The sequence below is a fragment of the Superficieibacter sp. BNK-5 genome, from assembly GCF_047456055.1.
Lineage (GTDB): Bacteria > Pseudomonadota > Gammaproteobacteria > Enterobacterales > Enterobacteriaceae > Superficieibacter.
Genome location: NZ_CP179893.1, coordinates 2,829,249 through 2,852,917 on the forward strand (window position 1 = coordinate 2,829,249; position 23,669 = coordinate 2,852,917).

Below are 23,669 nucleotides of genomic sequence, written 5' to 3' on the forward strand. Positions count from 1 at the left end.
GGCACCGTAATGAACCGACAATCCTGGCTACTGAATTTAAGCCTGCTAAAGACACATCCTGCTTTTCGCGCCGTTTTTCTCGCCCGCTTTATTTCTATTCTCTCGCTTGGTTTGCTGGGCGTTGCTGTCCCCGTGCAAATCCAGATGATGACCCATTCTACCTGGCAGGTCGGACTTTCCGTCACGTTAACCGGCAGCGCGATGTTTATCGGCCTGATGGTCGGCGGCGTGCTGGCCGACCGCTATGAACGCAAAAAAGTGATCCTGCTGGCACGTGGCACCTGCGGCATTGGCTTTATCGGCCTGTGCCTCAATGCGCTGTTGCCTGAACCGTCACTGATGGCGATCTATTTATTAGGTCTATGGGATGGCTTTTTCGCCTCGCTCGGCGTCACCGCGCTGCTGGCGGCGACGCCTGCGCTGGTCGGGCGGGAAAATCTGATGCAGGCCGGGGCAATTACCATGCTGACCGTGCGCCTGGGATCGGTGATCTCGCCGATGCTGGGCGGCATCCTGCTGGCGAGCGGCGGCGTGGCGTGGAACTACGGGCTGGCGGCGGCAGGCACCTTCATTACCCTGCTGCCACTGCTGAGCCTGCCTTCGCTGCCGCCTCCGCCGCAGCCGCGCGAACATCCGCTGAGATCGCTGGTGGCCGGTTTTCAGTTTTTACTCCGCAGTCCGCTGATTGGCGGTATTGCGCTGCTCGGCGGGTTATTGACTATGGCAAGCGCCGTGCGGGTGCTGTATCCGGCGCTGGCGATCAACTGGCACATGTCCGCCGGACAAATAGGGTTATTATATGCCGCCATTCCGCTGGGCGCGGTACTGGGCGCATTGACCAGCGGCAGACTGGCGCAGCGCGAGCGACCGGGGCTGATTATGCTCGCCACCACCGTGGGATCGTTTCTGGCAATTGGCCTGTTTGCGCTAATGCCGGTGTGGATACTGGGCGCGCTGTGCCTGGCGCTGTTCGGCTGGCTGAGCGCCATCAGTTCGCTGCTGCAATATACGCTGATCCAGACCCAGACGCCGGAAGGTATGCTCGGTCGCATCAACGGATTATGGACGGCGCAAAACGTGACCGGCGATGCCATCGGCGCGGCGCTACTCGGCGGACTGGGTGCCATTATGACGCCCACGGCTTCTGCCAGCGCCAGCGGGTTTGCGCTGGTAGTGACAGGCGTTGTGCTTCTGCTGGTGCTGAATGAATTGCGGCGTTTTCGCCAGTCGCCTCCTTCCGTGGAAGCAACCGGCAACTAACGCTTATTTGAACTGTGACGCCAGACGTTGCAGCACCAGCATCGCGCTGTAGTAATCAAGGCGGAAGGTTTCGGTACCCAGCGCCCAGACCTGTTTATGTTGCACCGCAGGCAGGTGGGAAAGCAGCGGATTGGCGTAAATCGCATCGGCGTCCTTCTGGTCGCCGGCAAAAAGGAACAGCGACTGGCCGTTAAGGCCCGCCGCCAGATTCTCGCCGCCGAGCTGAATTATGTCGTGACGTTTACCCTGGCTCTGGCTGGTATGCAGCCCGGCGGGCAGCGTCGCCAGCGTAAAGCCGAGCTGTTGCAGGAGCTTGCCCTGCGCTGAGTCGGCTGTCCACAGATTCGCACTATGGGCCGCGGCGGTATACACCAGCGCGCTGACCGGCTGCGGCGGCAGGGTCATCTGCTGCTTCACGGTCGCAAGCTGGCGATCGAACTCGGCAATGCGGGCGGCGGCCTGTTTTTCCTGACCGGTGATATTACCGAGTTCAGTTAACAGCGCCTGCCAGCTTTTATCGTCGTAATTGATGACCAGCGTCGGGGCAATCGCCGAGAGCTGGTCGTAAAGTGTCAGCGCGGAGTCGCCGCCGGTGGCGCTAATCAGGATCAGATCCGGCATTTGCGCCGCCACCGCTTCGGCGCTGGGTTCGCCGATGTACAGGCGCGCGAGCTGGCGTTGTTTTGCCACCTTGCCCCACTGGCGTAAAAAACCCTGGTCGTCGGCGACGCGATTATTCGGCGTGGTCGCCCCGCTGGCGATCACCGGTGCATCAATCGCCAGCAGGGAACCGGTAAGAGTGACGCTGGTAGAGACAATGCGCAGCGGCTTGTGATCGAGCGTTTGCGTACCACGGCTGTCGGCGATCTGGCGCGGCCAGTCAGCCGCCAGCGCTGAGGTTACTCCGAAAAGAAAAAGGCACAGCGTCAGCAACGCGTTGCGTGGTAAAGAGTGAAAATTCACGGACCGGTATCCTGTATTATTGTGGTGAATGCTTCTCATTTTCAGCTTTGCCTCATGCGGATGCAAGCCTTACCCGCACAAGATGCTATTCCCGGCGGTTGACACAGGGCAGTTTTGCTTTTAGGTTAGCGAGCCAAAATATAATGATAATTATTATCTTTATCGTTTTTGGAGAGGAATATGGAAACGTCACTGGCTGAAGAGCTTCAGCAGGCAAAGGCGACGCTGAGCGCCGATCGCTTTCTTTTTATGTCGCCGTTCCGCAGTTTCACGACGACCGGCTGTTTTGCGCGGGTGAGCGAGCCTGCCGAAGGGGGAGAGCTTGCGCACAGCGCATTCCAGCAGGCGCTGACAGAGGCGTTCGCCCGGGCAAAAGCGGCGGGAATCGAAAAACCGGTGATGGTCGGTGCGATCCCGTTTGATACCACCCAGCCCAGCGAACTGTTTATTCCCGAGCGCCATGAGACCTTCTCCCGCAAAGAGAAACAGCACTCCGCGCGCTACGCTGCCCAGCAGCCGCCGCTGAATATCACCGCGCGCCGTGAGATCCCACAGCAGGATGAGTTTATGGCGATGGTCGCCCGCGCTGCCGCACTGACCGCCACGCCTGAGGTTGATAAAGTCGTCTTATCCCGCCTGATTGAGATTGCTACCGATGCGCCGGTTAACAGCGGCGAATTACTGGAGCGCCTGATTGCCCAGAATCCGGCCAGCTATAACTTCCATCTGCCGCTCAGCGACGGTGGTGTCTTGCTGGGTGCCAGCCCGGAACTGCTGTTGCGCAAAGAAGGCACGCAGTTTAACTCGCTGCCGCTGGCCGGTTCAGCGCGACGTCAGCCGGATGACGTGCTGGATCGCGAAGCGGGCAATAAGCTGCTGGCTTCGGAAAAAGATCGCCACGAGCACGATCTGGTGACCCAGGCGATGAAAGCCGTGCTGGCACCGCATAGCCGCCATTTAACGCTGCCGGAATCACCCCAGCTAATCACTACACCAACGTTATGGCATCTGGGCACGCCGATTGCTGGCGAGTGTGACGCGCAGGAAAACGCGCTGTCGCTGGCCTGTCTGCTGCATCCGACGCCAGCGCTAAGCGGTTTCCCGCATCAGGTCGCGAAGAAACTGATCGCTGAGCTGGAGCCGTTTAACCGCGAACTGTTTGGCGGCATCGTCGGCTGGTGTGACGATGAAGGTAACGGTGAGTGGGTGGTGACGATTCGCTGCGCCCGGCTGTATCAGAATCAAATCCGGTTATTTGCCGGGGCGGGGATTGTTCCCGCGTCGTCTCCCGTCGCGGAATGGCGAGAAACCGGCACCAAGCTTTCTACGATGCTGAACGTCTTTGGCTTACAGTAAGGAACGATGATGAGCATTCCCTTTACCCGCTGGCCAGATGATTTAGCCCGTCGCTATCGTGAAAAAGGCTACTGGCAGGATCTGCCCTTGACCGACATTCTGACCCGCCATGCGCAAAGCGATAATATTGCGGTCATCGACGGCGAGCGCTATGTCAGCTATCGCGCGCTTCATCAGGCCTCGGATAATCTGGCCGCCGCATTACAGCGTCAGGGGATTAAGCCCGGAGAGACCGCGCTGGTGCAGCTTGGCAACGTAGTCGAACTCTATATCACCTTTTTCGCGCTGCTGAAGCTGGGCGTTGCGCCGGTGATGGCGTTGTTCAGCCATCAGCGCTCGGAATTGACCGCCTACGCTGCGCAAATCGAGCCGGCGCTGATCGTGGCCGACCGCGAGCATGCGCTGTTTGCCAGCGATGCGTTTCTGAATCAATTTGTGGCCGAATGCCGCTCAGTCCGGGCCGTGCTGTTACGTCAGCATGAGGGCGAACACGACCTTGGCGCGGCGATTGCTCGTCCGGCTGATGATTTTATCGCCACACCGTCACCGGCTGACGAGGTGGCGTATTTCCAGCTCTCCGGCGGTACGACCGGCACGCCGAAACTGATCCCGCGTACCCATAACGATTATTACTACAGCGTGCGGCGCAGTAATGAAATCTGTCAGTTTAGCGAGCGGACACGCTTTTTATGTGCGCTTCCGGCGGCGCATAACTACGCCATCAGCTCACCCGGCGCGCTCGGCGTATTTCTGGCGCAAGGCACCGTGGTGCTGGCCGCCGATCCCAGCGCTACGCTGTGCTTCCCGCTAATTGAAAAGCATCGTATCACGGTTGCACCGCTGGTGCCGCCTGCGGTGAGTTTGTGGTTACAGGCGCTACAGGAAGATGGTAGCCATGCCCAGCTCGCCTCGCTGGAACTGCTTCAGGTCGGCGGGGCACGCCTGCCCGCGACGCTTGCCGCGCGCATTCCACAGGAGATGGGTTGCCAGCTTCAGCAGGTTTTCGGCATGGCGGAAGGGCTGGTCAATTATACCCGGCTGGACGATCCGCTGGATCGCATTCTCAACACCCAGGGCCGCCCGATGTGCCCGGACGATGAAGTGTGGGTGGCGGATGCCGACGGCAATCCGCTGCCGCACGGCGAAGTGGGACGCCTGATGACCCGCGGCCCGTATACCTTTCGTGGCTATTTCAACAGCCCGACGCACAACGCCAGCGCGTTTGATGAGAATGGCTTTTACTGCTCCGGCGATCTGATTGCCATTGATGAGCAGGGCTACATTACCGTGCAGGGACGGGAAAAAGATCAGATCAACCGCGGCGGCGAAAAAATCGCTGCCGAAGAGATTGAGAACCTGCTGCTGCGCCACGAGTCGGTGATCCAGGCCGCGCTGGTCAGTATGGAAGACGAGTTGCTGGGCGAGAAAAGCTGCGCATGGCTGGTGGTTAACGCGCCGCTGCGCGCGGTACAGGTCCGCCGGTTCCTGCGCGAGCAGGGCGTCGCCGAATACAAACTGCCGGATCGTGTGGAGTGCGTGGACGCGCTGCCGCTCACGCCGGTCGGTAAAGTGGATAAAAAACAGTTGCGTCAATGGCTGGCGTCCCGTTCGCCGGTCTGAAGGAGAGAAAGTCATGGCCATTCCAAAACTACAGGCGTACGCGCTGCCCATCGCCAGCGACATGCCGGATAACAAAGTCAACTGGACCGTTGATCCCGCGCGTGCGGCGCTGCTGATCCACGATATGCAGGATTATTTCATCAGTTTCTGGGGCGATAACTGCCCGATGATGGAACAGGTCGTCGCCAATATCGCCGCTCTGCGCCAGTACTGCAAACAGCACAATATTCCGGTGTACTACACCGCCCAGCCGAAAGAGCAGAGCGCTGAAGATCGCGCGCTGCTCAATGACATGTGGGGGCCGGGGCTGACCCGTTCGCCGGAACAGCAAAAAATTGTCGATGCGCTTTCGCCGGATGAAAGCGATACCGTGCTGGTGAAGTGGCGCTACAGCGCATTTCATCGCTCGCCGCTGGAAGCGCAGCTTAAGGCCACGGGGCGCAACCAGCTGATCATCACCGGCGTCTATGCTCACATTGGCTGCATGACCACCGCCACCGACGCCTTCATGCGTGATATTCAGCCGTTTATGGTCGCCGACGCGCTGGCTGATTTCAGCCGCGAGGAGCACCTGATGGCGCTGAACTATGTCGCAGGCCGCTCGGGACGCGTGGTCATGACCGAAGAACTGTTGCCTGCGCCGGTGCCGAAGAGTAAAGACGCCCTGCGTGCGCTGATCCTGCCGCTGCTGGATGACTCCGATGAACCGCTGGATGACGAAAACCTGATCGACTACGGGCTGGATTCGGTGCGCATGATGGCGCTGGCGGCGCGCTGGCGGAAAGTCCACGGCGATATTGATTTTGTCATGCTGGCGAAAAACCCGACCCTGGATGCCTGGTGGGCGCTGCTCTCCCGCGAGGTGAAGTGATGCCCGGTTTTGACTTTTGCGGTAAAACGGTGTGGGTCACCGGGGCAGGTAAAGGCATCGGTTATGCCACAGCGCAGGCGTTTGTAGAGGCGGGCGCGACGGTGACTGGCTTCGATGTGGCCTTTACGCAGCACGACTATGCTTTCGCCACCGAAACACTGGACGTGGCGGATGCCGCGCAGGTCGCTGAAGTATGTCAGCGTCTGCTGGCCGCCTGCGAGCGGCTGGACGTGCTGGTCAACGCGGCAGGCATTTTGCGCATGGGGCCTACGGACGGACTCAGCCTGGAAGACTGGCAGCAGACCTTTGCCGTCAACGTCGGCGGCGCGTTTAACCTGTTCCGGCAGACCATGCCGCAGTTTCGCCGTCAGCAGGGCGGGGCAATAGTCACCGTAGCTTCCGACGCCGCGCACACGCCGCGCATCGGGATGAGTGCCTACGGCGCGTCTAAAGCCGCACTGAAAAGCCTGGCGCTGACGGTGGGGCTGGAGCTGGCGGCATGCGGCGTGCGCTGTAACCTGGTGTCGCCGGGATCTACTGATACCGACATGCAGCGCACGCTGTGGGTCAGCGACGACGCGGAACAGCAGCGTATTCGCGGTTTTGGCGAGCAGTTTAAGCTGGGGATCCCGCTCGGCAAGATCGCCCGCCCGCAGGAAATTGCCAACACTATTCTGTTTCTTGCCTCCGATCTCGCCAGCCATATCACGCTTCAGGATATCGTGGTGGACGGCGGTTCAACGCTGGGAGCCTGAAGATGATCTGGAAACGGCATTTGACCCTCGATGAACTCAACGCCACCAGTTTGAACACGATGGTAGCGCATTTGGGGATCGTTTATACCCGCCTCGGCGATGATACGCTGGAGGCCGACATGCCGGTGGATGCCCGCACTCACCAGCCGTTCGGCCTGCTGCACGGTGGTGCCTCGGCGGCACTGGCGGAAACGCTGGGATCGATGGCCGGTTATCTGATGACCCGCGACGGTCAGTGTGTGGTAGGGATGGAGCTTAACGCCTCTCATCACCGCGCGGTCTCGCAGGGCAAAGTGCGGGGCGTTTGTCAGCCGTTGCACCTTGGTCGTCAAAATCAGAGCTGGGAGATTGTGGTCTTCGATGAGCAGGGAAGGCGCTGCTGCACTTGCCGTTTGAGTACGGCGGTGCTGGGGTAACGGTGGCTTCTGCGAAGATAACAAACGCTATAACGTGGGATGCTGCCCGGTGGCGCTGCGCTTACCGGGCCTACAGGTTACGTGTAACGTAGTGATATCGTATATTTCGCAGGCCGGGTAAGGCGCAGCCGCCACCCGGCAAAACGGCGAACACAATAGCAAAACAGGTTTGTCATCTACCTCACACTCTCTCACTTAGGAAAAGGGAGCAGTCCTGGCTACTTTAGCCATTGCGCCTGTAGGTGCTCCTGAGCACGACGACAGCGCTTTTCCCGCTCCCGGACTTCCCCACACCCGTTTCACTCCTTTACCGCCCTAAAGTGATCCCGTTAACATTGTCATGTAAATAAACGGTTTTAGCTCAGATCTCCAGTGTTTCACAGTTGTTAAATCCCGCTGAATGCTCTAGAAACAAAATGTAACATCTCTCTGGCTGAGGCAGCGGAACACAACTATGAACAATTCAGGGAAATACCTCATATGGGCAGTGCTCTCTATTGTGGGCGCATTTGCTCTGGGCTTCATTGCCCTCAATCGTGGTGAACAGATTAACGCGCTGTGGATTGTGGTCGCGTCCGTATGCATTTATCTCATCGCCTATCGGTTCTACGGGCTTTTTATCGCCCGCAAAGTGCTGGCGGTAGATCCGACGCGCATGACCCCCGCCGTGCGTTATAGCGACGGGCTGGATTATGTGCCAACCGACAAAAAAGTGCTGTTCGGCCACCATTTTGCGGCAATTGCAGGCGCGGGTCCGCTGGTCGGCCCGGTGCTGGCGGCGCAGATGGGCTACCTACCGGGGATGATTTGGATACTGGCGGGCGTGGTGCTGGCGGGAGCGGTGCAGGACTTTATGGTGCTGTTCGTCTCCACCCGCCGCGACGGGCGTTCGCTGGGCGAGCTGGTGAAAGAGGAGATGGGCGCGACGGCGGGGATTATCGCGCTGGTGGCTTGTTTTATGATCATGGTGATCATCCTCGCCGTGCTGGCGATGATTGTGGTCAAGGCGCTGACCCACAGCCCGTGGGGGACGTATACCGTCGCTTTTACCATTCCGCTGGCGCTGTTTATGGGCGTTTATATCCGCTATCTGCGCCCTGGCCGAATTGGTGAGGTCTCGGTCATCGGCCTGTTTTTCCTGATTTTCGCCATCATTTCCGGCGGCTGGGTGGCGGAAAGCGCAACCTGGGCACCGTATTTTGACTTTACCGGGATCCAGTTAACCTGGATGCTGGTGGGCTACGGATTTGTGGCGGCTGTGCTGCCGGTCTGGCTGCTGCTGGCCCCGCGCGATTACCTCTCTACCTTCCTCAAAATCGGCACCATTATTGGTCTGGCGATCGGTATTCTGATCATGCGTCCGACGCTGACCATGCCTGCCATGACCAAATTTATTGACGGCACCGGGCCGGTGTGGACGGGGAATCTCTTCCCGTTCCTGTTTATCACTATCGCTTGCGGCGCAGTGTCAGGCTTCCATGCGCTGATCTCCTCCGGCACCACGCCGAAGATGCTGGCGAATGAGGGGCAGGCCTGCTTTATCGGTTACGGCGGTATGCTGATGGAGTCGTTCGTAGCCATCATGGCGCTGGTCTCGGCGTGTATCATCGATCCGGGCGTTTACTTTGCGATGAACAGCCCGATGGCGGTGCTGGCACCGGCGGGTACCGCGGATGTGGTGGCCTCTGCCGCGCAGGTTGTGAGTAGCTGGGGCTTTAGCATTACCCCGGAGACGCTGGCACACATTGCTAATGAGGTTGGCGAGCAGTCCATTATCTCCAGGGCTGGCGGCGCGCCGACGCTGGCGGTGGGGATGGCCTATATCCTGCACGGCGCGCTCGGTGGCCTGATGGATGTCTCCTTCTGGTATCATTTCGCCATTCTGTTTGAGGCGCTGTTTATTCTGACGGCGGTAGATGCCGGAACCCGCGCGGCGCGATTTATGTTACAGGATCTGCTGGGCGTCGTAGCCCCCGGCCTCAAGCGTACCGACTCGCTGCCGGCGAACCTGCTGGCGACGGCGCTGTGCGTGCTGGCGTGGGGGTATTTCCTCCATCAGGGCGTGGTCGATCCGCTGGGCGGCATCAATACCCTGTGGCCGCTGTTTGGGATTGCCAATCAGATGCTGGCGGGTATGGCGCTGATGCTGTGCGCGGTGGTTCTGTTTAAGATGAAGCGTCAGCGTTACGCCTGGGTGGCGCTGGTGCCTACCGCGTGGCTGCTGATTTGTACGCTCACCGCCGGGTGGCAGAAATCCTTCAGTCCGGATGCGAAAGTCGGCTTCCTCGCCATCGCCAATAAGTTCCAGGCGATGATCGACAGCGGCAATATTCCGTCACAGTATACGGAGTCTCAACTGGCGCAACTGGTGTTTAACAACCGTCTTGACGCGGGCCTGACCATCTTCTTTATGGTGGTGGTCGTGGTACTGGCGCTGTTCTCCATCAAAACCGCGCTGGCGGCACTGAGGCAGAATGGGGTGACGGCAAAAGAAACGCCATACCAGCCGATGCCGGATAACCTGGATCAGATCGTCGCGCAGTCAAAAGGCGCGCACTGATTCCTCTCTGAAAAGTCCCTCCCTCAACCGGGGGAGGGATGACGTTATGGAGCAGCTATGTTTGATACCCTTTCTAAAGCAGGAAAATATCTGGGGCAGGCGGCGAAAATGATGATCGGCGTGCCGGATTATGACAACTACGTTGAGCATATCCGTATCACGCATCCGGATCAGACGCCGATGACCTACGAAGAATTTTTCCGCGAACGCCAGGACGCGCGCTACGGCGGTAAAGGTGGCATGAAGTGCTGCTAAATGCGCAGGCTGATTTGCTCCTGCGTACAGCCATAGAGGGCGGCCAGCTTTTCGCGGGTGCGCTTTTGCGGTCGGGAATCCGGTGATTCAAGCTGAGAAACCGCGGACTGGCTGATCCCCAGCTTTTCCGCCACTTCCTGCTGTGACAAACCTTTATAAATACGCCAGGCGGCCTGTAAGCTCACTTTCTCGTCACACACTACGGCGATGATTTCGTCGGGAATACCGACATCGTCATATTCATCCTGTTCGCACGGAATATCTTCCCAGCCTTCCGCCTCGCTTGCTGTTTCGAACTCCGCCATTTGCAGGCGCATTTGGAAAAAGACGTCATATGGGATCACCACATACTGCGGGTTCCCTTTTTCGTCTTTAATATATTGAATTCCCATAGGGTGCACACTCCTCATGCAAATAAGTGGTGGAGGTTCTGCGCTTAACCGCCACGATGTAGCAGATATCGCACAACTCGCCTTGCAGCATATAGATGACGCGGTAATCCCCCACACGCAGCCGATAATGGTCTTTGGGCACCGACAGCTTTTTGACGTCCAGCCTTAACGTATCGGGATCGCCGATATCGTATAGCGCCTGCCTGATCCTGCGACGATACCGCTCATCAAGCTGATAAAACCGCTTTGACGCTATCCTTGACCACACAAACTTCATTTCGACCTCCACTGTACGCCCTGTCTGAATATAAGTAAATAATAAGATAATTAGATTTTTTAAATTATCTTATATCGGACACCATAGAGCGGATCGGCAGAGGCGAAAAGCGGCAAAATCAGGGATTACGAGCAGGATCGCAAATGCCTCTGTCAGGCGACAGAGGCGTGCAAAAAAGGTGGATTAACGGCCGAAAAATTCGACTTTTTCGATGGCAGCGCGCAGGGTTTCCGCGGTCAGGTTGACCGGCAGGAAGTGAATGGATTCTACCGGGCGCAGCGTATGGGCGATCACCCGGTCCAGTTCTTCGCGATTGTTGATGTCCACCTCCAGCTCGGCCAGACGGGTGGGCAGATGAAAACGGTGATACGCGGCATTAAGCTGCGCCAGCACGTCGTCCTGACCGAGCAGCGCGCTCTGCACCAGAATGCCGTAAGCGACTTTGGTGCCGTGAAGGAATTTCTCAGTTTGCGGCAGTACCGTCAGGCCATTATGCACCGAGTGCGCCGCGGCGACGCGGGTATAGCGCTCGCCCAGGCCGCCCACCATGCCGCCGCCCGCGATAATTGCATCTACCACATCACGAAAATCCTGAGTCAGTTCGCCGCGCTGCTGATCGGCCAGCGCCTGCTCGCTTTGCGCCAGCAGTACATCGCGGATCGCCAGCGCGCCGTTAATGCCAAGGCGCACTGTGAGCGGCAGTTCCTCCGGCTGCGGGGCCAGCACCACCGCTTCATACCACTTCGCCAGCGTGTCGCCAATGCCTGCCAGCAGATACTCCGCCGGGGCGTTGAGGATAATCTGTGGTTCTACGAGCACGAGAAAATTGGCATCGTCAAAAATTTCAAAATGCAGCGCCTGACCGACATCGTTGTACCACACCGAAAGCGGCGTCCAGGCCGCGCAGGTGGCGGCGATGGTGGGGATCGCCACAAACGGCAGGCCGAGACGACGCGCCAGCGCTTTGGCGGTATCCAGCAATGCACCGCCGCCGACGCCAATAACGACCGCGCGATCGTCGCCCGCGGTTTGCGCCAGCCGGGCCACATCCGTTTCGCTACAGTGGCCGGTAAACAGGCAGTGTTTTGCGCCGGGGGCGTTAAATACCTCGGGCAGAAAGGGGCGCGCGCCAGCAATGGCCCGTTCGCCGTAAATCCAGAACGCGCGTGAAAGTTGCTCATCGCTGTAAAAATCAGCCAGTCGTGCGAGGCTGCCGCGGTGGGAGAAATAGTTGGCGGGGCCGGGAACGACGCGAATATCAGTGCTGCTCATGAGTGTTGTCCTTATGCGTAATCGCTAACCTGATGTTATGTCTGGACATCCGGATGGCTAATAATATTTTGTTTTATGTTATGCCTTTTCTGTCGTTGCCAGTCAAGGTGTTCGCAGGAAATATACGCTAAATCAAAACATTAATAACGGGGAGCCGCAGCCGATGAAAGCCAATCGTCTTGAGATGCGTGGGATCGGGCTGGCCTTTGCGGGGGTTAAGGCCCTCAACCAGGTGAATTTCACCCTGACAGGCGGCTCGGTACATGCCTTAACCGGTGCCAACGGCGCGGGAAAATCAACGCTGATGGCGGTGCTGTCGGGCACCTGGGACCATTATGAAGGCGAGATTGCCATCAATAATTCGGTGGTCACCATTCGTTCGCCGCTGGACGCCAAACGGCTCGGCATTCATCTGGTACAGCAGGAAGTGGACGTGGCGCTGATCCCCGGCCTGAGTATTGCGGAAAATATTATGCTCGATGCGCTGGCTGAGCCGGGTCATCGCTACCGCTGGGGCGATATCCGCCGTCAGGCACGCTCCGCACTGGCGCAGCTTGATGTGGCGATGGACGTGCGGCGGGGCATTGAGAGCTGTTCGCTGGCGGAGAAACAGCAAATTCTGCTGGCGCGGGCACTCTCTCATCACTGCCGTTTTTTGATCCTTGATGAGCCGACCGCGCCGCTGGATCGCCATGAAAGCGAGCGCCTGTTCGCAGTGGTGCGCCGCCTGCAGCAGCAGGGGATCGCAGTGGTGTTTATTTCCCACCGTATCCATGAACTGAAAGCCATTTGCGACACCCTCACCGTGCTGCGCGACGGCAGATTGATCGAGAGCGGGCCGATGACGGCATTAAGCGCGGATGCCATCGTGGAGAAAATGCTGGGTCATGAACTCAGCGATATTTACCCGCCGCGCCGTCCGCCGTGCGACGATCGGATCCTGCTGAGCGTTGATGGCCTGCATGATGCGACCCTGCTGAAAGATATTTCGCTGCGCCTGCGTAAAGGGGAAATTCTCGGCATCGCCGGGCTGGCGGGCGCAGGAAAAACCGAGCTGTGTAAGGCGCTGTTCGGCGCGACGAAAAGCCGCAGCGAACGGGGCGAACTGAACGGCCGGCCGTGGCGTCCGCGCGATCCGGCGGATTCGGTCGCGCGCGGACTGGCGCTGGTACCGGAAGAACGGCGCAAAGAGGGGATTTTTGTTGATGAGTCCGTTGCCATGAATCTGGCGGTCAGCGCCGATAACAGCTTTTCGCGCTGGAGCCTGTTCGGACATCGTCAGGCGTGGCGCTGGGCGCAGGAGACCATCGCCCGCGTCGGCGTCAGAACCACCGGGCCGGGACAGCATTTGCGACGTTTATCCGGTGGTAATCAACAAAAAGTCGCCATCGGTAAATGGCTGCGCGGCAATGCCAGCGTGCTGATTTTTGACGAGCCGACCAAAGGCGTGGACGTTAAAGCCAAAACGGATCTTTTTCAGTTGATCGACGGCCTGGCGCGGGAAGGTCGGGGCGTGATTTACGCCTCGGGCGAATTTAGCGAACTGGTCGGGCTGTGCGATCGGATTTGCGTGCTCTGGGACGGGCGCATCGTGGCGGAAATTCAGGGCGAGGACGCCCGCGAAGAGACGCTTCTCTATTACTCGACCGGAGGAACGGCGGCGTGAGCAAAGCCCTTTCAGTAAACGCGACGGCATCACCCCGTCAGCAATTTTTCGATTTTCTCTATAAATGGGGCATGCTGCTGACCGTAGTGGCACTGATCGCCATCTTTGGTCTGGCATCGGATAATTTTCTCGATCCCTTCAACATCATCAACATTCTGCGCTCCATTGCGATTGTCACGGTGATCGCGATTGGCGTCTCGATCTCGCTGACCGTTGGCGGATTCGATCTCTCGGTCGGCTCGACGGCATCGCTGGCAAACGCATTGGTGATCTCGCTGTTTGTCTGGCACGGCTTCGGCACCACCGGGGCGATCCTGCTGACGCTGGCGCTTTGTCTGCTGGTCGGGCTGTTTAACGCCTTTCTGATTGTGGTGCTGCGCATTCCCGACATGCTCGCCACCCTCGGCAGCCTGTTTGTGATCCAGGGCGTGGCGATGACCTACAGCTACGGCGGCTCCATCACCGAAAATATGGTGCTGCCGAGCGGCGAAATGGCGGAAGGGACCATCCCGGCGGCGTTTAGCCTGCTCGGGCAGGTGCCGACCATTGTGATCATTATGCTGGTGGTCACGGTGCTGGCGCAGCTCGGCCTGTCGCTCACCACCCACGGGCGGCGGATGTACGCCATCGGCGGCAACGCCGAGGCGGCGCGCCTGTCGGGAATTCGTACCACTCGCTATAAAGTGGCGGCATACCTTATCGCCTCCTTACTCGCGGGTCTGGGTGGCATTCTGCTGGCCTCACGCATCGGCTCTTCACAGGTGAATGCTGGCGGCGGCTATCTGATGGATGCCGTGGCCGCCGCGTGGATTGGTTTTTCACTGGCCGGTTCCGGTAAGCCCAATGCGCTGGGCACGCTGGTCGGGGCGGTGATTCTGGGCGTGCTTTCTAACGGTCTGGTGATGCTCTCCGTACCGTATTACGCCATGGACATTATTAAGGGGCTGGTGCTGGCTGGCGCTCTTGCGTTGACTTACTTCCAGCGACGTTAATCATTCAGGGGAAACAGAGAAATGAAAAAAATGACGCTTTCACTGCTGGCGCTTAGTTTAGTCAGCGCAATTCCGGGGTATGCCGCCACACCTGCGCCGGTTCCTGCGGCCATCGCTGAGCATCAGGGGCCGATCCGTATTGCGGTGATCCGCAATCTGGGATCGGATGACAATACCACTCAGTTTGTTTCCGGGGCGATCCTTGAAGGTAAAAAGCTGGGCTTTAAGGTCAGCACCTTTCTCAGCAACGGCGACGATGCCAAATTCCAGGACTTTGTAAATCAGGCGATTAGCCAGAAGTATGACGGCATTATTCTCTCGCAGGGGCGCGATCCTTACGCTACCGCGCTGGTCAAAAAAGCGGTGGAGGCCGGGATTAAAGTCTCCGTCTTTGATACCGCGGTGAACGGCGACATTCCGGGCGTGACGGTCACCCAGCAGGATGATGCCTCGCTGACGAATCTGTCATTTGGTCAACTGGTTAAGGACTTCAACGGCAAAGCCAATATTATCAAGCTGTGGGTCGCGGGCTTCCCGCCGATGGAGCGTCGCCAGGCAGCCTATAAGCAACTGTTAAAACAGAATCCGGGGATTAAGGAGCTGGAGTCTATCGGCGCGGTCTCATCCGACGTGCAGGGCGACACGGCGAATAAAGTTGGCGCGGTGCTGGCGAAGTATCCGAAAGGACAAATCGACGCCATCTGGGGCACCTGGGATGCCTTCAGTCAGGGGGCGTATAAAGCGCTGAAAGAGAACGGACGCACCGAAATCAAACTCTACAGCATTGATATCTCCAATCAGGACCTTCAACTGATGCGCGAAGCGGGCAGTCCGTGGAAAGTCAGCGTGGCGGTCGATCCGAAACTCATTGGCGCGACGAATGTGCGCTTGATCGCCAATAAGATTGCCGGTGAGCAGACGCCTGCCACTTATGATTTTAAAGCGGCGACAATTCCGCAGGCGCTGCTGGCCAGCCAGCCGGGGGCGGTAAACGTGGCGGGCCTGGGTAAAATCATTCCGGGCTGGGGTCAGACTCAGGACTTTATTGCGCCGTGGTTTGCCACGCTGGAAGCGAAGAATAAATAACGCTTACCGCGCAGGGGTAAAGCGCGGATTGGTTGGTCGGATAAATTTACAGGCCGGATAAGGCGAAGGAGGGAATATGGCGAATGATTTACCCACCCCCGATTACAGCCGCAATATGCGGCTGATCGGCCATAGCGATCAGGGCGGGCGTCCCGACGGTGTGCAACTGATGGTACACCGTGGTTATGCCTATATTGGCCATATGGTGTCGCAGGGGTTTTCGATTGTCGATGTGCGCGATGTGAAAAATCCCAAAGCGGTTGGCTACGTTCCCGCGCCGCCGGGCACCTGGAATGTGCATCTTCAGGCGCATGACGATCTGCTGCTGGTGATTAACGCCCGCGATCTGTTCGCCGATGCCCGCTTTGCCGATGAGAAAGTCTACTACACCCGCCAGGTGGGCGAGACGGTCAGCGATGTGCAGGACAAAGGCTGGAGCGCCGGGCTGCGCGTGTTTGATATTTCAGTGCCCGATAAACCTCGCGAGATCGGCTTCCTGTCGCTCAACGGGATCGGCATTCATCGTATCTGGTACGTTGGCGGGCGCTGGGCCTATGTGTCGGCGCTGATCGACGGTTTTACCGATTATATTTTCCTCACCATCGACCTGGCCGATCCGCGGAAACCGGAAGTGGCCGGGCGCTGGTGGTTACCGGGCATGAATCCGGCGGCAGGCGAGAAACCGACGTGGCCCGAAGGAAAACGCTACGCCCTGCATCATGCGATTATTGCCGGAGATACCGCCTATGGAAGCTGGCGCGACGGCGGTCTGACGCTGCTGGATGTGAAAGATCGCACGCAGCCGAAGCTCATCAGCCACCGCAACTGGAGTCCGCCGTTTGGCGGCGGTACCCATACCGCCTTGCCGCTACCGGACCGGGATCTGTTGGTGGTGCTGGACGAAGCGGTGCTGGATAATCAGGAAGACGGCGAAAAGCTGATCTGGCTGTTTGATATTCGTGAACCGTCGAATCCGGTGAGTATCTCCACCTTCCCGCAGCCGAAAGAAGCGGATTATGTGGCGAAGGGCGCGCATTTTGGTCCGCATAATCTGCACGAAAATCGCCCCGGCAGTTTTATCAGTTCGACGCTCATTTTTGCCACGTATCAGAATGCGGGCGTGCGCGCATATGATATTTCGGACCCGTATCGCCCGGTGGAAACGGGGGCGCTGGTGCCTGCTGCGCCAGCGAAGATGATGGATACGCGGCCTGGCAGACCGCGGGTGATCCAGTCCTGTGATGTGTTCGTGGATGCACAGGGGATTATTTACAGCACCGATTATAACGGCGGGCTGTCGGTGATTGAGTACCGGGGGTAAACAACCCTCACCCTTCCCCTGAGGGAGACGGGGTGAGGACTCAGCTGTATTGTCTTACTCGCGCAATCAACGCTTCAACGTTCTCAATTCGATCGGCAATGACAATGAGTGCTTTACCGAGGGTAATAGCGTGGCGCAGACAGGCGTGACGCATTTCCTCATCGCGGATAGTGTCAATGTCCGCCACGTGGGAAAGCCCCACGCTACGACGAATCAACTCCGTGCCACAGAACCCCACCGCATCATGCCAGATTTTTTGCAGGAACTGCGAGACATAGCCGGGATAGGCCAGCGCGTCGTCACGCGTTTTCTCCACCGCCAGCGCCTGAAACCGTTCGGCAAAGGTCGTCCATACCTCGCGGATATCCGCCAGCCGTTGCTCACGGGCGGCGGCGGCATCACGAATACCCAGTTGCCCCGGCGCGCCACAGAAGTTGAGCAGCAGGTTGCCGATGGCGGTGCCGACGTCAAAACCGATGGGGCCGAAGAAACCGAACTCGGCATCTATCGCTTTCAGGCTGCCTTCGGCGACAAAAATGGAGCCGCTATGGATATCACCATGCAGCAGCGCCTCGGCGTGGGAGAAAAAACGGTGCTTCAGGGAGGCGACCCCGAGCTTAAGCGCTGCATCGTCGCGCAGCGCGGCCACGTCCTGCTCAAGCTCTGGCGGATAATTATTTCGCTCGTGAACCTGATAAGGGTCGTTAAAGAATAAATCCTCGGTGATCTCGCACATTTCAGGATTAACGAAATTCGCTACCTGCGCTTTTTTATGGTGCGGATGCAACCAGAAATCACTGGTATGAAACAGCGTTTGCGCCAGGTATTCGCCCAGTTGACGGGGAGCCTGGGGGTAATTTATCCCTTTAATCAATTCGCCACGCCAGATGCGATGGTCGGAGAGATCTTCCATCACCATCACCGCAAGCGCGGGATCGAAATGCACAATATTTACCGTGTGCTGCGGACAGTGCTGATAATGCTCACGCAGCGTCTGCGCCTCCAGCCTTGCGCGGTCAAGAGTTAGCGGCCAGGACTCGCCCACGCAGCGCACGTAGGGCAGCGCCTGCTTAACAATAATGCGGCTCACGCCCTGCGCATCAAAAATCTTAAAGACCAGATTAAGGTTGCCGTCGCCCACTTCCTGCGCCCCGACCAGCGCTGACGGGTTTTCCAGCCCGCCAAATTCCTGCGCATACGCTACGGCGTCTTCGGCGCTGAACGTTTGATATTGCGACATTGCCTTACTCCTTCATTCTTTTTGATTAAAGCCATTCAGACGTCTATACATCTGGGATTCATCCTGACACAATGTGATACATCAACGCAACAGGGATTTAACGAGATGCAGACACTACAGACGACCAGCCTGCGGGTGAGCCAGGATCAGCTTTTTATCCTCGACCAGCAGGCGCTGCCGCAGAAGAAAATCTGGCTGCCTGCCGACAATGTCGACGCGCTGGTGGAGCATATTCACGCCCTTCGCGTGCGCGGTGCGCCGCTGATCGGGCTGTCTGCCAGCCTGCTGTTAGCGTTGCTGGCAGAGCGCGGGGCGGGGCGAGAGGAACTGGCGCTGGCGCTGGCGAGGCTACGCGCATCCCGCCCGACGGCGGTTAACCTGATGAACAACCTTGACCGGATGAAACGGGCGCTGGCGCAGGCCGATTTTGTGCCGGCGCTGATCGCCGAAGCGGAACGTCTGGTTGCTGAGGACAAACAGCTCTGCGAACGTATTGCCGACGCCGGAAGTGCGCTGGTGACACCAGGCAGCCGGATACTGACCCACTGCAACACCGGCGGGCTGGCAACGGCGGGCGTGGGGACCGCGCTGGGTGTTATCGCCCGCGCGCACCAACAGGGAAACATCGCCAATGTCTGGGTGGATGAGACGCGTCCGCTGCTTCAGGGCGGGCGACTGACGGCGTGGGAGCTGGGCGAACTGGGTATTCCTTATCAGCTGATTACCGATTCGATGGCCGCCAGTCTGATGGCGAACGGCCAGGTAGATGCGGTGTGGGTCGGGGCAGATCGCATCGCCGCGAATGGCGACGTGGCAAATAAAATTGGCACTTATTCACTGGCGGTGCTGGCGACGTTTCACGGCATCCCCTTTTATGTAGCTGCGCCGCACACCACGCTGGACCGGCACTGTCCGCACGGCGACGCCATTCCCATTGAGCAGCGGGCGGCCAGCGAAGTGACTGGCGTGGCAGGCAGTTTTGGTGCCGTGCAGTGGGCACCGCACGATGCGCAGGTTTACAACCCGGCTTTTGATGTTACGCCAGCCGCGCTGGTTAGCGGCTGGGTGCTGGATACGGGCGTTGTCTCGCCACAGGCGGTGGCAGAGGGCATCTTCGCGCCAGGCCACTAGCGTCAGTTGAGTTATTATAAGGCAATTTGGACGTCTAAGCGTCTTGATTGCCAAATGCATTGAGCGTGTTATAGTGATTTTAACCGTCTCAAGTCAATGGATAGAAACAATGAGTAGCCGCCCTTTGATCCCCCAAAGTAAATTGCCCACTCTCGGCACCACCATTTTTTCGCAAATGAGCGCTCTGGCGCAGCAGCATCAGGCCATCAACCTGTCGCAGGGTTTCCCTGATTTTGATGGTCCGCGTTATTTGCAGGAGCGTCTGGCATACCATGTTTCACAGGGCGCTAACCAGTATGCCCCAATGACCGGCGCGCAGGCGCTGCGAGAAGCGATTGCCGATAAAACCGCTGAGCTTTACGGACATCGTCCGGATGTGAACAGCGATATCACCGTCACTGCAGGGGCGACCGAGGCGCTGTACGCGGCGATCACCGCGCTGGTACGCGAAGGTGATGAAGTGATTTGCTTTGATCCCAGCTACGACAGCTATGCTCCCGCCGTTGAACTGTCCGGTGGCGTACTGAAACGCGTGGCGCTTCAGCCGCCGCATTTTCGCGTCGACTGGCAGGCATTTGCCGCGTTGCTCAGCGATCGTACCCGGTTAGTAATCCTTAACACGCCCCATAATCCTTCCGCGACCGTCTGGCGTAAAGCAGATTTTAACGCGCTGTGGCAGGCGATTGAGGATCGCGAAATTTACGTGTTGAGCGATGAAGTCTACGAGCACATATGTTTTGCTGAAGAAGGCCATGCCAGCGTACTGGCGCATCCGCAACTGCGTGAGCGTGCGATTGCCGTGTCGTCATTCGGTAAAACCTACCATATGACCGGCTGGAAGATTGGATATTGCGTGGCCCCGGCGGCAATCAGCGCGGAACTGCGCAAAGTACATCAGTATTTAACCTTTGCCGTTAACACCCCGGCGCAACTGGCCCTGGCGGATATGCTGCGTGCCGAGCCGCAGCATTATCGCGATTTGCCAGCGTTTTATCGCCAGCGGCGGGATCTGTTTATCAGCGCGTTGAGCGCCAGCCGACTGGAGATCTTGCCCTGCGAAGGTACCTATTTCCTGCTCGCTGATTACAGCGCGATTTCCGATCTGGATGATGTGAGCTTCTGCAAGTGGCTGACGAAAAATGCGGGCGTTGCGGCGATCCCGCTATCGGTATTTTGCGCTGATCCTTTTCCGCATAAGCTGATTCGCCTGTGCTTTGCAAAACAGGAATCGACGCTGCTGGCCGCTGCCGAACGGCTGTGCAAACTGTAGTTATTTAACGGTCCAGCCTTCGGAGTACTGACGGCCGCTGAACAGTTCCAGCAGGCCGTTAACCTGCTTTAAGCGCAGGACTTCGTCGGCATCCATTCCCAGCTCCTTGCCTATTTTTACGTCCTCCCAGCCCAGCTGTACCAGTTCGCGGACAATCTCAGACATGGCGTTGATTTGATGGCGGCCACGGGCGCGATTATGGCGAATGGTGGAGGCCATCTGTGAAGAACGTCGGTCAGGTCCCTCCTTCAGGGCTGCCACGGGCACGTAGCCTTTCAGTTTTCGTGCCAGCGAACTTTTATGTTGCGCCAACTGCTGACGATGAAAACCATCGACAATTTCATACCTGCCCCACTTGTTTTCAGCGACGACGACGGGCTGGGTAAAACCATCGGCTTCCAGTGAACGGTAAAGAAGCCGGTTTTCGGGCGGCGCTACATTATTAGGATTGTAGTTATTAGGCGCGAGCCTCTCATGTTTTACCCATAATACACAATCGACAGGGTTATCATTAAAAGGGCTAAATTCGTGTAACACCCGTCGGAAATTATTGATTGCCTCAATACGCTCAGCCTCTGGCAACTTATCAAGATAGGCTGCCAGTACTAACATTATTCGCTGTTGCATAATATGTTCCACTCCTTGCGTTTATTTTTTATCCGTTCATTGTAGCGCTGGTAATGCCCTGGTTTATTCGGGCTAAAAGACAGCATCCGGCACCAGTAATCGTTATTGAGTAAAACCTTACATATACGTCGCCAGGATGGGATATCTTTTGAACCAATATCTCCAGGCTGGGTATCAGGAATATCCATCATTCCCTTTTTTTGATACCAGTGTAAATAAACGGCAATCTTGTTACGATAATGCTCGGCCGTTTTCTGCGGCATACTATCGAGTAAAAAGAGCGCATAGCTCTTCCATGTATGATTATCGGGTTTTATCAGTTGGCGATGGCCGTAAAATTTGCTGTCCTGCCCGGCATAAACACCACCGCTATGAACACCACTCACCCGTTCGCACATCAGGCCCCAACGCTCCGGCTCCAGCACATGATACAACCATAGCCCCTGGCGCTGCTCCGGGCCAAAAGGCTCACAAATACGCATATAGCGCGGCGGTACGCCCGCCTGAAACATAAGATTGTAGAGCGGGTTATAGGGCTGATGGCTTTTGGCAAACCACGTCCAGATATCGGCTGTTTTCCAGTCGTATATCGGATAGATATACCACGCATGTGCGCCGGGCGCGAGCGTGGTCCAGGGTTTATCATCCGAAAAGCGATGCTTACGCCGGGACGCAATCGACAGAAAACGATTATAAGATTCGTCAGCGCGAATGCCAACCATGACGGCGGCGGGGCGCTTTTGCGAGAACCATTCGGCAAATTCCTGAACGAAAACCTCGAACGTCATACCTTGTTTATAAAACGGGAAAAAACTGTGGGTGGTGATCGCATACTCCGGCGGTTGCCTGACCCATTCAACCCCCGGCTCCCAGCATTGCCATTCAGGTGTGAATTGCGAAAGCGAATTTTGTGTGGTCAGCGGTAGAGCAACCCAATAAAACGTGTCAATGACATCGCTGTAGTAGTCATGCAGGCGTTCACAATGCGCGATAGTGCAAGAAAATTGGGCTTCCCAGTCAATAAACAGGACGCTGATTTTTTTCCCTGATTCACGAGCAAGCTGGGCGGTAAGGTGAAGCATTAAAGTTGAATCTTTACCGCCTGAAAAAGAGACGCATACACGAGGGAAATTTTCCAGCGTCCACCGGATACGTTCCCGGCTGGCTTCCAGAACATTCTGGACCAGAGGAAATTTATGCAGAGACATTTTTCTACCGCTTTGAAGGTTAGAAAGGTTGAATTAGATTAGCAGAGCTTATAAATAATCTGCGTTATATAGCAAGAAGATTATTACGCATCTTTTTACGTTAGTAAAATATTTTATTTATATATGCGGTGTGAATAATATTTTTTTTGATGATGCTACTGGGGCTGTATTTTATTAATAAAGTCCGCAAAAGTGGCATTGTTGAGTGAGGCGCGGTTGTACATCAAATAGATATTAAAGGGAGAGAAGCTCACCGGGAGGGCTATTTTCTTCAGACCCAGCGATTGTTTAAATGTTTCATACGTTCCCTCTGTCATTAACCCCACCAGATCGGTGGCACCGATTATATTCAGAATACTAATGACTGAATCGCTGCGAAACGCAATTTTCCGCCCCGGTAAATGCGTTTCCACTTCAGACTGAAACTGACGTAAACCGATTTCATTATTATCAAGAAACGTGAAATCTTCACGTAGTAACTCTTTGAGAGTACAGCTATTGCCAAGGCGAGGATGCCCTTTCCGGCATACGGCGACGACCGGGTGTTGCTTATAAACTGAACAGCAGATTGAACGATTGGTGGTAGGGGAGATCGAAAAAATAAGATCGGCTTTACGGTAAGCCAGCAAATCTTCTGCGGATTCCGAAGACATCAGCATATCGTGATGTTCGATTTCAAACTGGCTGCTTTGCAGGAAAAGGCGCAGTGGCGGGATCAATCCGGACGCTAACAGCAACTGCGGGCAATAGATAACAAAATTCTTACGCAGCGAGGAGCTATGGGTGATGTTGATTGTTTGTTCAATTTGGTTGAGATTTTGTTCAAGGTGCAAATGCAGGTTAATTCCTACCGTTGTTGGCGTGATGCCTTTTCCGGAGCGGATGAACAGCGGGTCATCAAGTTGAACGCGTAGCCGCTGTAAGGACTGGCTGACGGCTGATGGGGTAATATAAAGGGTGGCCGCGGCTTTACTGATACTCAAATGCTGATAGATGCATTCAAAAATAACCAGCAGGTTGAGATCGAACTTTTTAAGATCGTAGAGATTAGCCATGGACCAGCCTTATGAATTACAGTTTGACCGAGTGTGTCATATAAATTATAACAATGGTTTTATTTTATTTATTTAC

Annotated in this window: 22 protein-coding genes; 14 read left to right on the forward strand and 8 right to left on the reverse strand. The window is 56.9% G+C overall.

What is annotated here, in order from left to right; translation table 11 throughout:
* Positions 1–9 precede the first annotated feature (9 nt).
* Complete coding sequence (gene entS, locus ACMGGS_RS13575; RefSeq protein WP_414163094.1) at positions 10–1,260, forward strand: enterobactin transporter EntS; 1,251 nt, start codon at positions 10–12, stop codon at positions 1,258–1,260.
* 3 nt (positions 1,261–1,263) lie between these two features.
* On the opposite strand, the gene fepB is transcribed toward entS, so the two are convergent.
* A complete protein-coding gene (fepB, locus tag ACMGGS_RS13580) occupies positions 1,264–2,223 on the reverse strand; it encodes a Fe2+-enterobactin ABC transporter substrate-binding protein (protein WP_414163095.1) in 960 nt (319 codons plus the stop codon).
* 180 nt (positions 2,224–2,403) lie between these two features.
* Here fepB and entC point away from each other — a divergent pair, with 180 nt between their 5' ends.
* The 7 genes from entC to ACMGGS_RS13615 all read left to right on the forward strand — a co-directional run bounded on the left by entC (position 2,404) and on the right by ACMGGS_RS13615 (position 10,056).
* Positions 2,404–3,579, forward strand: coding sequence for an isochorismate synthase EntC (gene entC, locus ACMGGS_RS13585; RefSeq protein ID WP_414163096.1), 1,176 nt, complete (start codon positions 2,404–2,406; stop codon positions 3,577–3,579).
* Between the two features lie 9 nt (positions 3,580–3,588).
* Positions 3,589–5,199 (forward strand): (2,3-dihydroxybenzoyl)adenylate synthase EntE, encoded by a 1,611-nt coding sequence (gene entE, locus ACMGGS_RS13590; protein ID WP_414166272.1) that lies wholly within the window; start codon positions 3,589–3,591, stop codon positions 5,197–5,199.
* A 13-nt stretch (positions 5,200–5,212) separates the two neighbouring features.
* Entirely contained in the window at positions 5,213–6,070 is an 858-nt protein-coding gene (locus ACMGGS_RS13595) for an isochorismatase family protein (RefSeq protein ID WP_176919716.1), read from the forward strand.
* Complete coding sequence (entA, locus tag ACMGGS_RS13600; protein ID WP_414163097.1) at positions 6,070–6,825, forward strand: 2,3-dihydro-2,3-dihydroxybenzoate dehydrogenase EntA; 756 nt, start codon at positions 6,070–6,072, stop codon at positions 6,823–6,825. The genes ACMGGS_RS13595 and entA overlap by 1 nt, the downstream gene beginning before the upstream one ends.
* 2 nt (positions 6,826–6,827) lie before the next feature.
* Complete coding sequence (gene entH, locus ACMGGS_RS13605; protein WP_176919714.1) at positions 6,828–7,241, forward strand: proofreading thioesterase EntH; 414 nt, start codon at positions 6,828–6,830, stop codon at positions 7,239–7,241.
* 454 nt (positions 7,242–7,695) lie between these two features.
* Complete coding sequence (cstA, locus tag ACMGGS_RS13610; protein WP_414163098.1) at positions 7,696–9,801, forward strand: pyruvate/proton symporter CstA; 2,106 nt, start codon at positions 7,696–7,698, stop codon at positions 9,799–9,801.
* 57 nt (positions 9,802–9,858) lie between these two features.
* Positions 9,859–10,056, forward strand: a complete 198-nt coding sequence (locus ACMGGS_RS13615; RefSeq protein ID WP_176919712.1) for a YbdD/YjiX family protein — start codon at positions 9,859–9,861, stop codon at positions 10,054–10,056.
* On the opposite strand, the gene ACMGGS_RS13620 is transcribed toward ACMGGS_RS13615, so the two are convergent.
* From ACMGGS_RS13620 to ACMGGS_RS13630, 3 genes are all read right to left on the reverse strand, one after another.
* Positions 10,053–10,448 (reverse strand): helix-turn-helix domain-containing protein, encoded by a 396-nt coding sequence (locus ACMGGS_RS13620; protein ID WP_414163099.1) that lies wholly within the window; start codon positions 10,446–10,448, stop codon positions 10,053–10,055. The genes ACMGGS_RS13615 and ACMGGS_RS13620 overlap by 4 nt on opposite strands.
* Entirely contained in the window at positions 10,429–10,725 is a 297-nt protein-coding gene (locus ACMGGS_RS13625) for a type II toxin-antitoxin system RelE family toxin (RefSeq protein ID WP_414163100.1), read from the reverse strand. The genes ACMGGS_RS13620 and ACMGGS_RS13625 overlap by 20 nt, the downstream gene beginning before the upstream one ends.
* A gap of 183 nt (positions 10,726–10,908) precedes the next feature.
* Positions 10,909–11,997, reverse strand: coding sequence for an oxidoreductase (locus ACMGGS_RS13630; RefSeq protein WP_414163101.1), 1,089 nt, complete (start codon positions 11,995–11,997; stop codon positions 10,909–10,911).
* Positions 11,998–12,160: 163 nt separating this feature from the next.
* Between ACMGGS_RS13630 and ACMGGS_RS13635 the strand changes: the two genes are divergently transcribed.
* The 4 genes from ACMGGS_RS13635 to ACMGGS_RS13650 all read left to right on the forward strand — a co-directional run bounded on the left by ACMGGS_RS13635 (position 12,161) and on the right by ACMGGS_RS13650 (position 17,062).
* The gene (locus ACMGGS_RS13635; RefSeq protein ID WP_414163102.1) at positions 12,161–13,663 is read left to right on the forward strand and encodes a sugar ABC transporter ATP-binding protein; all 1,503 of its coding nucleotides are present in this window, start codon (positions 12,161–12,163) and stop codon (positions 13,661–13,663) included.
* Positions 13,660–14,655 (forward strand): ABC transporter permease, encoded by a 996-nt coding sequence (locus tag ACMGGS_RS13640; protein ID WP_414163103.1) that lies wholly within the window; start codon positions 13,660–13,662, stop codon positions 14,653–14,655. The genes ACMGGS_RS13635 and ACMGGS_RS13640 overlap by 4 nt, the downstream gene beginning before the upstream one ends.
* 21 nt (positions 14,656–14,676) lie before the next feature.
* Entirely contained in the window at positions 14,677–15,741 is a 1,065-nt protein-coding gene (locus ACMGGS_RS13645) for a sugar ABC transporter substrate-binding protein (protein ID WP_414163104.1), read from the forward strand.
* Between the two features lie 76 nt (positions 15,742–15,817).
* Positions 15,818–17,062, forward strand: coding sequence for an LVIVD repeat-containing protein (locus tag ACMGGS_RS13650; RefSeq protein WP_414163105.1), 1,245 nt, complete (start codon positions 15,818–15,820; stop codon positions 17,060–17,062).
* A gap of 40 nt (positions 17,063–17,102) precedes the next feature.
* Here the strand turns inward: ACMGGS_RS13650 and mtnK are convergent, their stop codons facing one another.
* Entirely contained in the window at positions 17,103–18,302 is a 1,200-nt protein-coding gene (gene mtnK / locus ACMGGS_RS13655) for an S-methyl-5-thioribose kinase (RefSeq protein ID WP_414163106.1), read from the reverse strand.
* A 105-nt stretch (positions 18,303–18,407) separates the two neighbouring features.
* Here mtnK and mtnA point away from each other — a divergent pair, with 105 nt between their 5' ends.
* The gene (gene mtnA, locus ACMGGS_RS13660) at positions 18,408–19,433 is read left to right on the forward strand and encodes an S-methyl-5-thioribose-1-phosphate isomerase (protein WP_414163107.1); all 1,026 of its coding nucleotides are present in this window, start codon (positions 18,408–18,410) and stop codon (positions 19,431–19,433) included.
* Between the two features lie 109 nt (positions 19,434–19,542).
* A complete protein-coding gene (locus ACMGGS_RS13665) occupies positions 19,543–20,703 on the forward strand; it encodes a pyridoxal phosphate-dependent aminotransferase (RefSeq protein ID WP_414163108.1) in 1,161 nt (386 codons plus the stop codon).
* Here the strand turns inward: ACMGGS_RS13665 and ACMGGS_RS13670 are convergent, their stop codons facing one another.
* From ACMGGS_RS13670 to citR, 3 genes are all read right to left on the reverse strand, one after another.
* Positions 20,704–21,330, reverse strand: a complete 627-nt coding sequence (locus ACMGGS_RS13670) for an IbrB-like domain-containing protein (RefSeq protein WP_414163109.1) — start codon at positions 21,328–21,330, stop codon at positions 20,704–20,706.
* Entirely contained in the window at positions 21,315–22,538 is a 1,224-nt protein-coding gene (locus tag ACMGGS_RS13675) for a phosphoadenosine phosphosulfate reductase (RefSeq protein WP_414163110.1), read from the reverse strand. Before ACMGGS_RS13675 ends, ACMGGS_RS13670 begins: the two co-directional genes overlap by 16 nt.
* A gap of 155 nt (positions 22,539–22,693) precedes the next feature.
* Positions 22,694–23,593: a DNA-binding transcriptional repressor CitR gene (gene citR / locus ACMGGS_RS13680; protein WP_414163111.1), complete on the reverse strand. Its 900-nt coding sequence runs from the start codon at positions 23,591–23,593 to the stop codon at positions 22,694–22,696.
* Positions 23,594–23,669 lie beyond the last annotated feature (76 nt).